The organism is Saccharopolyspora erythraea NRRL 2338 (assembly GCF_000062885.1).
Taxonomy (GTDB): Bacteria; Actinomycetota; Actinomycetes; order Mycobacteriales; family Pseudonocardiaceae; genus Saccharopolyspora_D; species Saccharopolyspora_D erythraea.
Genome location: NC_009142.1, coordinates 1,411,760 through 1,425,545 on the forward strand (window position 1 = coordinate 1,411,760; position 13,786 = coordinate 1,425,545).

A 13,786-nucleotide genomic window follows, 5' to 3' on the forward strand; every position below is an offset into this window, starting at 1 on the left:
GTGGTGCCCCGAGGGCCGGACGCGACGCCGAACGCCGCGGGGCACCACCGGGGTCGGTCACTGGCAGGCTTCGCAGTCGGGGTCGTCCACCGAGCACGCGGCGCCGTCCACGGCGGCGGTGGGCACCACGGGGGCGACCGGCGTGGTGGGCACCGCGTTGAGCTTGCCGTCGGTGCCGCGCAGGGTGCTCTTCTCCACGTGCGTCGCGCTGGTCGACCGCAGGTAGTAGGTGGTCTTGAGCCCCTGTCGCCACGCCAGCCGGTAGAGCTCGTCGAGCTTGCGGCCGCTGGGCGCGGCGACGTACAGGTTGAGCGACTGCGCCTGGTCGATCCACTTCTGCCTGCGCGCGGCGGCCTCGACCAGCCAGCGCGGCTCGACCTCGAACGCGGTGGCGTAGAGCTCCTTCAGCTCGCCGGGGATCCGGCTGATCGGATCGAGCGAGCCGTCGTGGAACTTCAGGTCCGCGAGCATGTCCTCGTCCCACAGCCCCGCCGCCTTGAGGTCGGCGACCAGGTGCGGGTTGACCACGGTGAAGTCGCCGGACATGTTCGACTTCACGTACAGGTTGCGGTAGATCGGCTCGATGGACTGCCCCACGCCGCAGATGTTGGCGATGGTCGCGGTCGGCGCGATGGCCATGACGTTGGAGTTGCGCATGCCCACCGCACGCACCCGCTCCCGCAACGCGCCCCAGTCCCTGGTCATCGTCCGGTCGAGGTCGACGTGGCCGTCGCGGGCCTGCTCCAGCAGGGCCAGCGAGTCGATCGGCAGCACGCCCTGGCTCCACAGCGAACCCTCGAACGACTCGTACCTGCCGCGCTCCGCCGCCAGGTCTGCCGAGGCGGAGATCGCGTGGTAGGAGATCTCCTCCATGCTGCGGTCGGCGAACTCCACCGCGGCCTGCGACGACACCGGGATCCGCTGCGCGAACAACGCGTCCGAGAAGCCCATCAACCCCAGACCGATCGGCCGGTGGCGCAGGTTCGACCGCCGCGCCTCCGGGATCGTGTAGAAGTTGATGTCGATCACGTTGTCGAGCATCCGGACCGCGGTCCGGGTCGTGCGCTCGAGCCGCTCGTGGTCGATGCCGTCGGCGGTGACGTGCCGCGCCAGGTTGACCGACCCGAGGTTGCACACCGCGACCTCGTCACGGCTGGTGTTCAGCGTGATCTCGGTGCACAGGTTCGACGAGTGGACCACACCCGCGTGCTGCTGCGGCGAGCGCAGGTTGCACGGGTCCTTGAAGGTGATCCACGGGTGCCCGGTCTCGAACAGCATCGTCAGCATCCGCCGCCACAGGTCGACCGCGCGGACCTGCCGGTACACCTTGATCTCGCCCCGCTCGGCGGCCCGCTCGTAGGCGCGATAGCGCTCGGCGAACGCGGTGCCGTAGAGATCGTGCAGGTCAGGGGTCTCGTCGGGGGAGAACAGCGTCCACGTGCCGTCGGCCTCGACGCGGCGCATGAACTCGTCCGGCACCCAGTTCGCGGTGTTCATGTCGTGCGTGCGACGCCGGTCGTCGCCGGTGTTCTTGCGCAGGTCGAGGAACTCCTCGACGTCGATGTGCCAGGTCTCCAGGTACGCGCAGACCGCGCCCTTGCGCTTGCCGCCCTGGTTGACCGCGACCGCCGTGTCGTTGGCGATCTTGAGGAACGGCACGACGCCCTGGGACTGGCCGTTGGTGCCCCTGATGTGCGCGCCGATGCCGCGCACCGGGGTCCAGTCGTTCCCGAGCCCGCCCGCGTACTTCGACAGCATCGCGTTGTTGCTGATGGAGTGGAAGATGCCGTGCAGGTCGTCGTCCACGGTGGTCAGGAAGCACGACGAAAGCTGCGGACGGGTCGTACCGGAGTTGAACAGCGTCGGCGTCGAGCACATGAAGTCGAACGACGACAGCAGCCGGTAGAACTCCACCGCCCGCGCCTCGCGGTCGTCCTCCCGCAGCGCCAGGCCCATGGCGACCCGCATGAAGAACGCCTGCGGCAGCTCGTAGCGGGTCCCGTCGTGGTGCAGGAAGTACCGGTCGTAGAGGGTCTGCAGACCGAGGAAGCCGAAGGACATGTCGCGCTCCGGCAGCAGCGCGGCTCCCAGCCGGTCCAGGTCGAAGGACGCCAGCTCGGGGTCGAGCTGGCCCAGCTCGACGCCGCGCGCGACGTAGTCGCGGAAGTAGGGCGCGTACCGCTCGCGCATCTGCTCCTGGTCGGCGTCGTCGGGTAGCCCGGCCAGGTAGGTCAGGGCTTCGCGGCGCAGCCGGTCCAGCAGCAGCCGGGCGGTGACCTGGGAGTAGTTGGGTTCGGCCTCCACCATGATGCGGGCGGCCATGATCTGGGCGATCGCGAGCTCGTCGGCGCTGATGCCGTCGAAGCTGTTGCGGCGGACCTCGTCGAGCACGGCGTCGGCCGACACTCCCCCCAGACCCTCACACGCCTGCCGGACCACAGCCGAAACCCGATCCCAGTCGGGTGCGCTGCTCGGTACGGGTGCGGTGAGCGTTTCGGTCACGACGCTTTCTCCTCACGTGCTCGTAGGGCAGGCCCGGGAGCACGTCAGGCGTGCGGGATCGCGGCGACGGCACGCGTCGCCGGTCGTCCACGCGACCCGCCCTCGAGGTCCCGGACAGCGCGCACACCTCGTGCGCGCACCGATGGCAGGTCTTCGGACTCACGGGCGGCCTACTGGTCGTGGCTTCCCGGGCGCGTGCGCGCCCAGTGCCGTACCGGCCGGAGCCGGTCACGACGGTCGTTCCCGTTCACCGCTGCGGGGCAGTCCCGGATTCGCACCGGGTTCCCTGTTGCCTCACCTTCCGTGGTGATCCATCAGCGCGGGACACACTACATCTTGGGTTCGTCCACTTTGCGGCGGGCTAGATATCGGCGTGTCTTTGATGTGGAATGGACAGCGGGTCGCGTCGCGGTCACTCCTGGGTCGCACGCAGCCGGCGTCCCAGCGGAAAGGACCTCGCCATGAGTGGTGCCGTTGATCGACCGGAGCCCGACGAGTCGAGACTGCGATCCCTGCTCGCCGGGCTCACCGTCGAGCAGAAGGCGCGGCTGCTCACCGGGTCGGGGTTCTGGACCCTGCACGCGATGCCCGAGATCGGGCTGCACCGGATGGTCCTCTCCGACGGCCCGAACGGCGTGCGCGGGACGAAGTGGGACGAACGGGACACCTCGCTGCTGCTGCCGGTGGCGTCGGCGGTGGCGGCCACATGGGACGTCGACGCGGCCCGGCTGGTCGGGGAGCTGTTCGGCGACGAGGCGCGTCGCCGGGGCGTGCACGTGGTGCTCGCGCCGACGGTGAACCTGCACCGGAGTCCCTTCGGTGGCAGGCATTTCGAGAACTTCTCCGAGGACCCGCTGCTGGTGGGCGAGATCGGTGCGCAGGTGGTCAAGGGCATCCAGTCGCGCGGGGTCGCCGCGACGCCCAAGCACTTCGTGGCCAACGACAGCGAGACCGGGCGGATGACCTACGACGCGGTCGTCGAGCCGCGGGTGCTGCGGCAGGTGTACCTGGAGCCGTTCCGGCGCATCGTCGAGCAGGCGCGGCCGTGGGCCGTCATGACCGCCTACAACTCGGTCAACGGGCACTCGATGACCGAGAACTCCGAGCTGGTGAACGGGATTCTCAAGGGCGAGTGGGGGTGGGACGGCGTCAACGTCTCGGACTGGCTCGCCGCCCGCGACTGCGAACGGTGCGCGCTCGGCGGGCTCGACCTCGTCATGCCGGGACCGGGTGGGCCGTGGAGCGGCGGTGCGCTCGCGCGTGCGGTGCAGGAGGGGCGCGTCGCGGAGGAGCTGCTGGACGACAAGGTGTTGCGACTGCTGCGGTTGGCGGCCCGTACCGGTGCGCTGGATGGTGAGTCCGAAGTGGACCTGTCCGGTCCTCCCGACGAGGCGCGTCCGGTCATCCGTACGCTGGCGGCGCGGGGATTCGTGTTGCTGCGCAACGCGAACGTCGACGACCAACCCGTGCTGCCGCTGTCCGCGTCGGTCGGGAAGGTCGCCGTGATCGGGGAGAACGCCGTGCTGCCCGCGGTCCAGGGTGGTGGCTCCTCGCACGTCAGCCCACCGCACGTGGTCACCCCGCTCGACGGCATCCGCGCGGCCTTGTCCGATGCGGAGGTGGTTTTCCGCAGAGGAGTCCGGCATCGCAGGCTCCTCGATCCGATCCCACGCGAGCGCGTGCACGACCCCGAGGGTGAGGGTGACGGCCTGCGGCTGGACTTCGTCGGAGACGACGGTGCGGTGCTGGGCTCCGAGCTGCGCGGCACGGAAACCCTGCTGTGGTTGGGGAAATCCGATATACCGCGCGGCACGGCGGTCCTGCGGTTGCGCGGAGATCTCCGCGCCGAACCCGGCGAGCACGTCTTCGGCGTGCACGGCAGCGGGAAGTTCGAGGTCGAGATCGCCGGGCGCGTCGTCTTCGACGGAGAAGTGGCACGCCAGGTCGACACCGACGACCCGCTCGCGGACATGATCGAACCACCGGAGCAGCGCGTCGACGTCGTCCTGGTCGACTCCGACCTGAGCGAGGACGGAACCGTTGCGGTGGCGGTGGATTTCGCACCGGACGGCGACACCGTCATCGCGCTCGGGCTCGGGCACGGCGGGCTCGTGCCGGACGCCGCGGCGGAGTTCGACGCTGCGGTGCGGGCCGCCCGCGAGGCGGACATCGCGATCGTCGTGGTCGGAACCGACGCCGAGATCGAGACCGAAGGGCGCGACCGGCACAGCCTCGACCTGCCCGGTGCGCAGGACGCACTCGTCGAGGCGGTCGCGGCGGCCAACCCCCGCACGGTCGTCGTGGTCAACGCGGGCTCTCCGGTGCTGATGCCGTGGGTCCGCGACGTGCCCGCGGTGCTGTGGACCTGGTTCGGCAGCCAGGAGTACGGCGACGCGCTCGCCGATGTGCTCCTCGGTGTCGCCGAGCCGGGCGGCAGGCTGCCGACCACCCTGCCCACCACGACGGCCGACGTGCCGGTTCCGCTGCCGCGCGTGCAGCCGATGGACGGCAAGCTGCACTACAGCGAGGGAACGCTGATCGGTTACCGCGCGTACCTGGCGCGCGACAGCCGCCCGGCCTTCCACTTCGGACACGGGCTCGGCTACACGAGCTGGGAGTACGTCGACGCCGCCGCCGTGCCGGGCGCGGTGCGGGTGACGGTCCGCAACTGCGGTGAGCGCGCCGGACGCGAGGTGGTGCAGGTGTACGCCGCCTCGCACGGCCGTCCACCCTGGCTGGCCGGATTCCGGGTGGTGGACGTCGAAGCCGGCCAGGAGGCCGAAGTGGACGTAGCCGTCCGGATACCGGACGGCAGCGGCGAACACCGGCTGCTGACCGGCCGTTCGTCCGGAGACATCAGGCTCACGATCGTCGTGAACAACTAGGGAGCTGGGAGATCCCGGACGCAAACGGCCACCGCGGCTTGCAGAACTGGGCGAAGAGTGTCGGCTTCACCCAATATGATGACCTGCGGTTGAGCGCGCGTTGTCGGTTCAGGAGGGGGAGTCGCACACCGTGGTCTCGCAGTTCGGTCCGTACCGGGTGGAAGGGCTGATCGCCCGCGGCGGGATGGGCGAGGTCCTGCGGGCCTACGACACCCGCCACGACCGCATCGTGGCGCTGAAGGTCCTCGGCTCCGGGGTCGCGGCGGACCCGGAGTACCGGGAGCGCTTCAAGCGCGAGGCGCTCGCGGCCGCGCGGCTGCGCGAGCCGCACGTCATCCCGATCCACTCCTTCGGCGAGATCGACGGCCGCCTCTACCTCGACATGCGGCTCATCGAGGGCCAGGACGTCAGCAGGCTGCTCGCCGCGCACGGTCCGATGCCGCCCGCCGACGCGGCCGAGGTGGTGCACCAGATCGCGCAGGCGCTCGACGCCGCGCACGAGGAAGGGCTGGTGCACCGCGACGTCAAACCGTCCAACATCATCATCGGCCGCGGTGGCTTCGCCTACCTCGTCGACTTCGGCATCGCGCACTGGGCGGGCAACCGGACCAGCCTGACCACGACCGGCATCGCGGTCGGCACCCTGGACTACATGGCGCCGGAGCGCTTCGGCGACGGGCCGGTCGACCACCGCGCCGACGTCTACTCGCTGGCGTGCGTGTTCTACCAGTGCCTCACGGGGGCCAAGCCGTACGCCGGGCACACCGCGGAGTCGCTGATCAACGCCCACCTCAACCGGGTGCCGCCGCGGCCGAGCTCGCACAACCCGGCGCTGGCGGCGTTCGACCGGGTCGTGGAGACGGGGATGGCGAAGGACCCGCGCAGGCGCTTCGCCACCGCGGGCGAGTTCGCTCGGGCGGCCAGGCAGGCGCTGGCGGGCGCGGTGCCCGCGCCGACGCGCAAGGCGCCGAGCAGTCCGGGTCGTCGCCGCTGGTGGCCGGTGGCCGCGGGTGTCGCGGCGGTCGCTCTCGTGGCGGGCGGCGCCGCGCTGTTCACGTCGCTGCCACCCGGCGGGAACGCGCAGGGTGGTGACACCGCGACCCCGCCGCCCCCGCAACCGAAGCCGGAGTCCCGGCCACCGCGGGCGCCCGGGGACCTCGGGCTGAGCGTGCCGATCAGCCGGCCGCCGTGCGACGGCGGCTACCTGGTGATGGTCGGCTCGTCGGTCAACCCTGCCATCTACGCCGAGCAGGTGCAGCGGTACCTGGACCAGTTCCCCGGCGCGAGCTACCAGCATTCGCCCTCGACCGGCTGCGAGTCGCTGCGCACCCACGTGGACGGCGCGGAGATCTACTCGGTCTACTACGGACCGTTCGACGGCGAGGAAACCGCGTGCGCGCGCCGAGCGGACCTCGGCGGGGATGCCTTCGTGCGCAGGCTCGACCACACCAGCCCGCCGGAGCACGTGGTCAGCTGCGGATAGCGAAATCCGGTTGCCGGGTCCAACACAATTGGACGAATGGGGTTCCTCGAGGCGTCCGCGCTGTCCTATCGGCTCGGTGACGGACGTGAGCTGTTCGACGGTGTCTCCTTCCGCGTCGGCGCCGGTGACGTCGTCGCGGTCGTCGGGGACAACGGCGCGGGCAAGACGACGCTGATGCGGATCCTGGCCGGTGAGCTGAAGTCGCTCACCGGCGCGGTCAACGTCCAGGGCGGTCTGGGCGTGATGCCGCAGTTCATCGGCTCGATCCGGGACGACCGCACCGTCCGCGACCTGCTGCTGACCGTGGCCTCCCCGGCGCTGCGCGCCGCCGCGTCGGAGCTGGACGCCGTCGAGCTGGAACTGATGGACACCGACGACGAGCCGACGCAGCTGCGCTACGCCGACGCGCTCGCGGGGTGGGGCGAGGCAGGCGGCTACGAGTCCGAGGTGCTGTGGGACACCGTGACGACGCTGGCGATGGGCGTGCCCTACGACCGCGCCAAGCACCGCGGCGTCACGACGCTGTCCGGAGGCGAGCAGAAGCGGCTGGTGCTGGAAACCCTGCTGCGCGGCGCTGAACAGGTGCTGATCCTCGACGAGCCGGACAACTACCTCGACGTGCCGGGCAAGCGCTGGCTCGAACAACGCCTGGCGGAGTCGGGCAAGGTGGTGCTGGTGGTCAGCCACGACCGCGAGCTGCTGGCCACCGCGGCCACCCACGTCGTCACGCTGGAAGGCCGGACGGCGTGGGTGCACGGCGGCGGGTTCGGCACGTGGCACCAGGCCCGCGCCGCGCGCCGCGAGCGGATGGCGGAGCTGCGCAGGCGGTGGAACGACAAGCACGAGCAGCTCAAGGAGCTGATACGGTCGTTGCAGCGCGCGGCCACGATCAGCGACGAGATGGCCTCGCGCTACCGGGCCGCCCAGACCCGGCTGCGCAAGTTCGAGGACGGCGGCGCGCCGCCGCTGCCGCCGAAGGAGCAGCGCGTGCGGCCCAGGCTGCGCGGCGGGCGGACCGGGCTGCGGGCGATCACCTGCGAGTCGCTGGAGCTGACCGGGCTGATGCGTCCGTTCGACCTGGAGGTCTTCTTCGGCGACCGGCTCTGCGTGCTGGGCTCCAACGGTTCCGGCAAGAGCCACTTCCTGCGGCTGCTGGCCGATCAGGAGGCGGTCGCCCACACCGGGACGTGCCGGCTCGGCGCGCGGATCGTGCCGGGGCTGTTCGCCCAGACCCACCACCACCCGGAGTGGCTGGGTCGCACGCCCGCCGAGATCCTCGGCCGCGGTGACGGCGGCCGGCAGGGCCGGGGCCGCGACGAGGCGATGCCCGCGCTGAGCCGCTACGGCCTCGCGGCCTCGGCGGACCAGCCGTTCGAGACGCTTTCCGGCGGTCAGCAGGCGCGTTTCCAGGTGCTGCTGCTGGAGCTGTCCGGAGCGACGCTGCTGCTGCTCGACGAGCCGACCGACAACCTGGACCTGACCTCGGCGGAGGCGTTGCAGGAGGCGCTGGCGGAGTTCACCGGCACCGTCGTGGCGGTCACCCACGATCGGTGGTTCGCCCGCTCCTTCGACCGCTACCTGGTGTTCCGCGCGGACGGATCGGTGTCCGAAGTGGACGAGCCGGTGTGGGACGAGCGCCGGGTCCAGCGGACCCGCTGACGGCTACCCGAACCCGGTGCGCCAGGCGGTCCGGCGCACCGGGCGGGTGCGCCTCAGCGCTTGGCGACGTAGTTCTGCAGGTCGTCGAGCACGAGGTTGGCGCCGATCGGTCCGAGCGCGAGGAACCAGCGGTCGTCGGGCACCGCGATGGCCTTGCCGTTGCGGACCACGGCGAGGTTGCGCCACTGCTCGGAGGCCACCAGCTCGTTCAGGCGCTGCTGGGCGGAGTCGCCGTAGGCGCTGTAGAACAGCAGGTCGGCCTCGGCCTGCGAGACCTCCTCCCGGCTGATTTTGGTGAAGGTGGTGTTCTGCGCGAGCTGGTTGTCGGGGCGGTTGAACCCGGCGTCGGCCAGCACGGTGCCGATGAACGACGACCGGTTGTAGAGCCGGATCTCGTTGCCCCCGGTGATGAAGCGCATCGTGCCGACCCGGATGGCCCCCGGGTCGCCGACCGTCCTGCCGATGTCGGCGGCCCGCCGGTGGTAGTCGGCGAGGACGCGCTCGGCCTCCGGCTTCTTGCCCAGCGCGTCGGCGTCGAGCAGGAAGTTCTCCTTCCACGTGCTGCCCGCCGTCTCGGCGAACACCGTGGGGGCGATCTTGCTCAGCGCGTCGTACTTGTCGTCGTCGCGGACCTTGCTCGAAAGGATCAGGTCCGGCTTGAGCGCGGCGATCTTCTCGAGGTTGGCGTTGCCGATGGTCCCGACGATCTCGGGGGAGCCGGCCTTGTCGGCGAGGTAGGGCTGCAGCGGGATGTCGACGTCCGGCTGGACCGTGCCGACCGGCTTGACCCCGAGCGCGAGCACGGCGTCGAGCTCACCGGTGTCGAGGACGACGACCCGCTGCGGCGTGCCGCTGATCCTGGTCTGCCCCTTGGCGTGGTTGATGACCCGCTCGCCCTGCTGCGCCGCCGCGGGCTGGTCGGGGCCGGACGTGCCGCACGCGGCGGTCGTGGCCAGGCCGACGGCCGCGACGACGGCGGCGATGAGTCTCCGGCTTCGGGACATGGTGCTCCCTGAGTACGTCTGGAATGACTGGTTTGGGGAGCCTAACCTAATGCTTCGCCATGGGTCCGGAATGTCGCCTATATCACCGCGGAGGCCGGCCGCGGATGTACCGGCAGGTCAGCGGGGTTTGCGCGCGAGACCGGCCAGGAACATCCGCTGCGAGACGGCCAGGGGCTTGACGCGGGGGCCGTCCGGCCACCAGTCCGGTGCGCGGCACAGACCCGGTTCGAGCAGCTCGAGGTCGAGGAACAGCGATGCGATCTCCTCGCGGGTGCGGAAGTAGCCGCTGCCCATCTCGCTGTCGAGCATGGCCCGTTCGACCCGCTTGGCGATGTCCTCGTACTCCCCGCCGGGGTTGTGGAAGTGGCTGATCGCCAGGAACGAGCCGGGGGCGAGCGCGTCGACGTAGGTGCGCACGATCTCGCGGAGCCGGTCGAGCTCGGGGAAGTGGTGCAGGACGCCGATCAGGTAGAGCGCGACCGGCTCGGAGAAGTCGAGCGTGCGGTGCAGCGCGGGGTCGGCCAGCAGCTCCTCGGGGCGGGTGAGGTCGCCGCCGACGAAGTGGGTCTGCTCGTTCTCCTCCAGCAGCACCTTGCCGTGGGCCTCCACCACCGGGTCGTCGTCGACGTAGACCACCGTGCTCTCGGGGTCGATGCGCTGGGCCACCTCATGGGTGTTCTCGGTGGTGGGCAGGCCGGAGCCGAGGTCGAGGAACTGCCGGACACCGGCCTGCTCGGCCAGGAAGCGGGTGACGCGGATGAGCCAGTCGCGGTTGTCGCGCGCGATGACCATGCCGTCCGGCGTGACCTCCAGGATCGCGCGCAGCACCTCGCGGTCGGCCTCGAAGTTGTCCTTGCCGCCGAGTCCGGCGTCGTAGACCCGGGCGATGCTCGGTCTCGAGGTGTCGACCCCCGGCGGGACGCCGGGCGGGGCAGCTTGCTCGTCGCGCGACATGCGGGGCTCACTATTCCGAGGCGGGCAAGTTTCGCTGGCAACGATAGTGGATCAAACCACCTGGATCGGCGTCAGTTCGGGGCGGATCGCGGTCGCATGGGCCCGGGATCGGTGTTCGGTTCCGGGGGCGTGCGGTGCCGCGGGGCGTTGCGGTGTCTGTCGGGCAGGGACGGGGAAACCGTGTGCATCGGGCGGAAGGAACGTTTCGGCCTGCTGTTTCGTCAGCACCATGGTGCCCGCCGGGCACGCCCTTGCATACCTGCCGCGGTGGGTAGGCGATGGGCTCCGCGGATGGCGGTCGTTGCTCCGTCGGACGCAGCTCCCGGGGTAGCGCGGATCACACGCGGCGGCCAGGGTGTGACGCCGCGCGCTGCGGGATCGAGAAGGGGTGGCGGCGGGCGGATCCGCCCGGACGCGCCGACGCCGGTGTTTTGGTAGAACCAGCGGTGGTCCGCGGTTCTGCCTGCGTCGACAATCTGACCACAGTGGACCGGAGCGGTGGCCCGGGGTCGCGGGTCCGGGTACCGGTGGGTGATCGGGCGTAGATTGCGCGCTGTCGACCCGTTGCCACTGTGGGGGGAACACCGATGCATGCAGCAGTCGTCCGTTCATTCGACCATTCGCCCTCTTACGAAGAGCTCGCCGATCCGGTAGCCGCCGAAGGGCAGGTGGTGCTCAAAGTCGTCGCCGCGGGCCTGCACCCGGCGGTCCGCGCGGGCGCGGGAGCACCGGCCACCGGCCGGCCGCGACCACCGTTCATCCCCGGCTTCGACGGCGTGGGCCGGCTGCCGTGCGGCAGCCGCGTGTTCTTCGCCGGACTGCGACACCCCTACGGCAGCATGGCCGAGCGGGCGGTGGTCGCCGAACGCGACTGCATCCCGATCCCCGACGACGTCGACGACGTCACGGTCGCCGCGACGGTGAACCCGTCGATGTCGGCGTGGGTTGCGATGCGCGGCAAGGCCGGACTCGAGGCGGGGGAGTCGGTGCTGGTGCTGGGGGCCACCGGCAACGCGGGGCGGATGGCGGTGCAGATCGCCAGGATGCTCGGCGCCGGCCGGGTCGTGGCGGCGGGCCGGAACCGGGCCATGCTCGACCGATTACTGGAGGTGGGTGCCGACGACGTCGTCCCGCTCGACGGCGACGACGAGACCGTCGGCAAGGAGATGGCGGCCAACGCCGCCGGCGTCGACGTCGTGCTGGACTACCTGTCGGGCCGGCCGGCCGAGATCGCGCTGCACGCCCTGGCCGGCGGGCGGCGGCTGCGCTGGGTCCACGTCGGGTCCGGCGGCCCGGTCGCGGCCGACGCAGGGGCGCGAAAGTCGAGGGTGGAGATCTCCCAGGTCGACCCCGAGTCGCTGCCGGAGGCCGAGCGGACCGCCGAGCTGACCTCCCTGATCAACCGCATGCCTTCCGCCGACCTCGACGTCCACGCCGTCTCCATACCCCTGCACGCGGTCGGGTCGGCGTGGAAGGCCGACGCCACCACTGGGGTCCGGATCGTCCTCGTGCCGTGAACCGAGCCCTCCGGTCTCGTCCGCGGGGCCGGAGGCGGCATCGATCCGCGTGCGATTACCGGCGGTTCTCCAGACGCGAGCCGTCTACATGGGACGTGGTGCAGGGGGATGGCGCCCGGAACCGGATGGCTCGGCGAAATGGGGCGAGAAACAATTCAGGGCCCTGATCGGAAACCGATCAGGGCCCTGAACTCGCGTGCGCCAACAGGGACTCGAACCCCGAACCCGCTGATTAAGAGTCAGCTGCTCTGCCAGTTGAGCTATTGGCGCTGGCCTTGTCCCCAGTTCCTCCGGTTCGCTTTCCGGTCTCCCTGGCGACGTTGAAAAGATTAGCACAACCCCCGATCGGGCCATTTCGAGGGGGGTCGCTTCACGTCTTGGCTGGTCAGCGGAGCAACCTCGGAGGGGGTGATCGCGTCTCCCTCTCCGGAGGAGGCTGCCGCTGGAGCTTGCTCCGTGTGCACGGACGGTCCCAACACACTCCGTCGGGATCTTGCTGCACACTGTCTTCAGCGGGAAGTGGTGCACTTGATTGAACGGACTGTCGCCCATGAAGCTGTTAGGTAACCCGGTCGGGAGGCAGTCGGGGCTGCCGTCCCGCCTGCTCTCGCTCCCGGTGCTCGGCCTGGTCGCCGTGCTCGTCGCGAGCTGTAGCGGGGCCGGCTCCGACCTCGCGGAAGCTCCCGCGCCGCCACCGGCGCCCTCGGTGGAGTTCACGCCGCAGAACGGAGCGCGTGACGTGTCGCCGACCGCGCCGATCTCGGCGAAAGTCGCCAACGGCAAGATCGTCGACGCGACGCTGACCAACCAGGACGGCAAGCCGGTCGCGGGCGCGCCTGCCCCGGACGGGCTGAGCTGGGCCTCCAGCGAGGTCCTCGGCTACGCCAAGACCTACACGCTCGTGGCCACCGTCCAGGGCGCCGCCGGGCCGCCGGTCACCCAGCAGACCACGTTCAGCACGGTCGACCCGAAGGACCAGACCTACGTGTCGATGAACCCGCTGGACGGGCAGACCGTGGGCGTCGGGCAGCCGCTGGCCTTCTACTTCAGCAAGGACGCCCCCGCGCCGGACAAGGCGCGCGCGGAGGAGGCGATCCGGATCAGGACCGAGCCCGCGGTGGAGGGCGCGTTCTACTGGTTCAACAGCCGCGAGGTGCACTGGCGGCCCAAGGAGTACTGGAAGCCGGGCACGAAGGTCTCGGTCGACGTCGGCGTCTACGGCAAGGACCTGGGCGGCGGCGTGTGGGGCCAGGAGGACCGCAGCGCGACCATCACCATCGGCGACGCGGTGATCCTGCGCGCCGACGGCGCCACGCACCAGATGTCGATCGAGGTCAACGGCGCGGTGCAGCGCACCATCCCGGTGTCGCTGGGCAAGCCCGAGTTCCCGTCGAACAACGGCGTGCACGTGGTCACCGAGCACCACGAAACCAAGATCATGGACTCCTCCACCTACGGCCTGCCGGTCGAGGCCGGGGGCTACCGGACGCCGGTGAGCTGGGCGGTGCGCATCTCCAACGGCGGTGAGTTCCTGCACGCCGCGCCGTGGTCGGTGGGCGACCAGGGACGCCGCAACGTCAGCCACGGCTGCATCAACATGAGCATGTCCGACGCCAAGTGGGTTTACGACCTGCTGAAGAAGGGCGACGTCGTGGAGATCACCAACGCCGGCGGCCCGTCCCTGCGCTCTTGGGACGGCTTCGGCGACTGGCAGATCCCGTGGGAGGAGTGGTCCCGCGGCAACCGGTGACCACGAGAAACGAGAAGGCCCCGTTCCGAGGA

8 protein-coding genes, 1 tRNA gene and 1 riboswitch are annotated in these 13,786 nt (G+C 70.7%); of the genes, 5 read left to right on the forward strand and 4 right to left on the reverse strand.

The features are described from left to right. Nucleotides 1–57: 57 nt before the first annotated feature. Nucleotides 58–2,502, reverse strand: coding sequence for a ribonucleoside-diphosphate reductase subunit alpha (locus SACE_RS06275; RefSeq protein WP_081468345.1), 2,445 nt, complete (start codon nucleotides 2,500–2,502; stop codon nucleotides 58–60). Between the two features lie 127 nt (nucleotides 2,503–2,629). Next, a riboswitch (cobalamin riboswitch) is annotated at nucleotides 2,630–2,833 on the reverse strand. 130 nt (nucleotides 2,834–2,963) lie between these two features. On the opposite strand from SACE_RS06275, the gene SACE_RS06280 reads away from it, so the two are divergent. The 3 genes from SACE_RS06280 (at nucleotide 2,964) to SACE_RS06290 (ending at nucleotide 8,529) form a co-directional block, all read left to right on the forward strand. Next, complete coding sequence (locus tag SACE_RS06280; protein ID WP_009947970.1) at nucleotides 2,964–5,387, forward strand: glycoside hydrolase family 3 protein; 2,424 nt, start codon at nucleotides 2,964–2,966, stop codon at nucleotides 5,385–5,387. Nucleotides 5,388–5,487: 100 nt separating this feature from the next. Continuing rightward, nucleotides 5,488–6,870, forward strand: coding sequence for a serine/threonine-protein kinase (locus tag SACE_RS06285; protein WP_009947969.1), 1,383 nt, complete (start codon nucleotides 5,488–5,490; stop codon nucleotides 6,868–6,870). Between the two features lie 36 nt (nucleotides 6,871–6,906). Beyond that, nucleotides 6,907–8,529: an ATP-binding cassette domain-containing protein gene (locus tag SACE_RS06290; protein WP_009947967.1), complete on the forward strand. Its 1,623-nt coding sequence runs from the start codon at nucleotides 6,907–6,909 to the stop codon at nucleotides 8,527–8,529. A gap of 53 nt (nucleotides 8,530–8,582) precedes the next feature. Here the strand turns inward: SACE_RS06290 and SACE_RS06295 are convergent, their stop codons facing one another. After that, a complete protein-coding gene (locus tag SACE_RS06295) occupies nucleotides 8,583–9,533 on the reverse strand; it encodes an ABC transporter substrate-binding protein (RefSeq protein ID WP_009947966.1) in 951 nt (316 codons plus the stop codon). A 117-nt stretch (nucleotides 9,534–9,650) separates the two neighbouring features. Further along, nucleotides 9,651–10,487: an SAM-dependent methyltransferase gene (locus SACE_RS06300; protein ID WP_009947964.1), complete on the reverse strand. Its 837-nt coding sequence runs from the start codon at nucleotides 10,485–10,487 to the stop codon at nucleotides 9,651–9,653. Between the two features lie 671 nt (nucleotides 10,488–11,158). On the opposite strand from SACE_RS06300, the gene SACE_RS06305 reads away from it, so the two are divergent. Then, nucleotides 11,159–12,004, forward strand: coding sequence for a quinone oxidoreductase family protein (locus tag SACE_RS06305; RefSeq protein ID WP_011873316.1), 846 nt, complete (start codon nucleotides 11,159–11,161; stop codon nucleotides 12,002–12,004). 197 nt (nucleotides 12,005–12,201) lie between these two features. On the opposite strand, the gene SACE_RS06310 is transcribed toward SACE_RS06305, so the two are convergent. Beyond that, nucleotides 12,202–12,274 (reverse strand) — tRNA-Lys (locus SACE_RS06310). Between the two features lie 280 nt (nucleotides 12,275–12,554). On the opposite strand from SACE_RS06310, the gene SACE_RS06315 reads away from it, so the two are divergent. Then, nucleotides 12,555–13,754: a L,D-transpeptidase gene (locus tag SACE_RS06315; RefSeq protein WP_011873317.1), complete on the forward strand. Its 1,200-nt coding sequence runs from the start codon at nucleotides 12,555–12,557 to the stop codon at nucleotides 13,752–13,754. Nucleotides 13,755–13,786 lie beyond the last annotated feature (32 nt).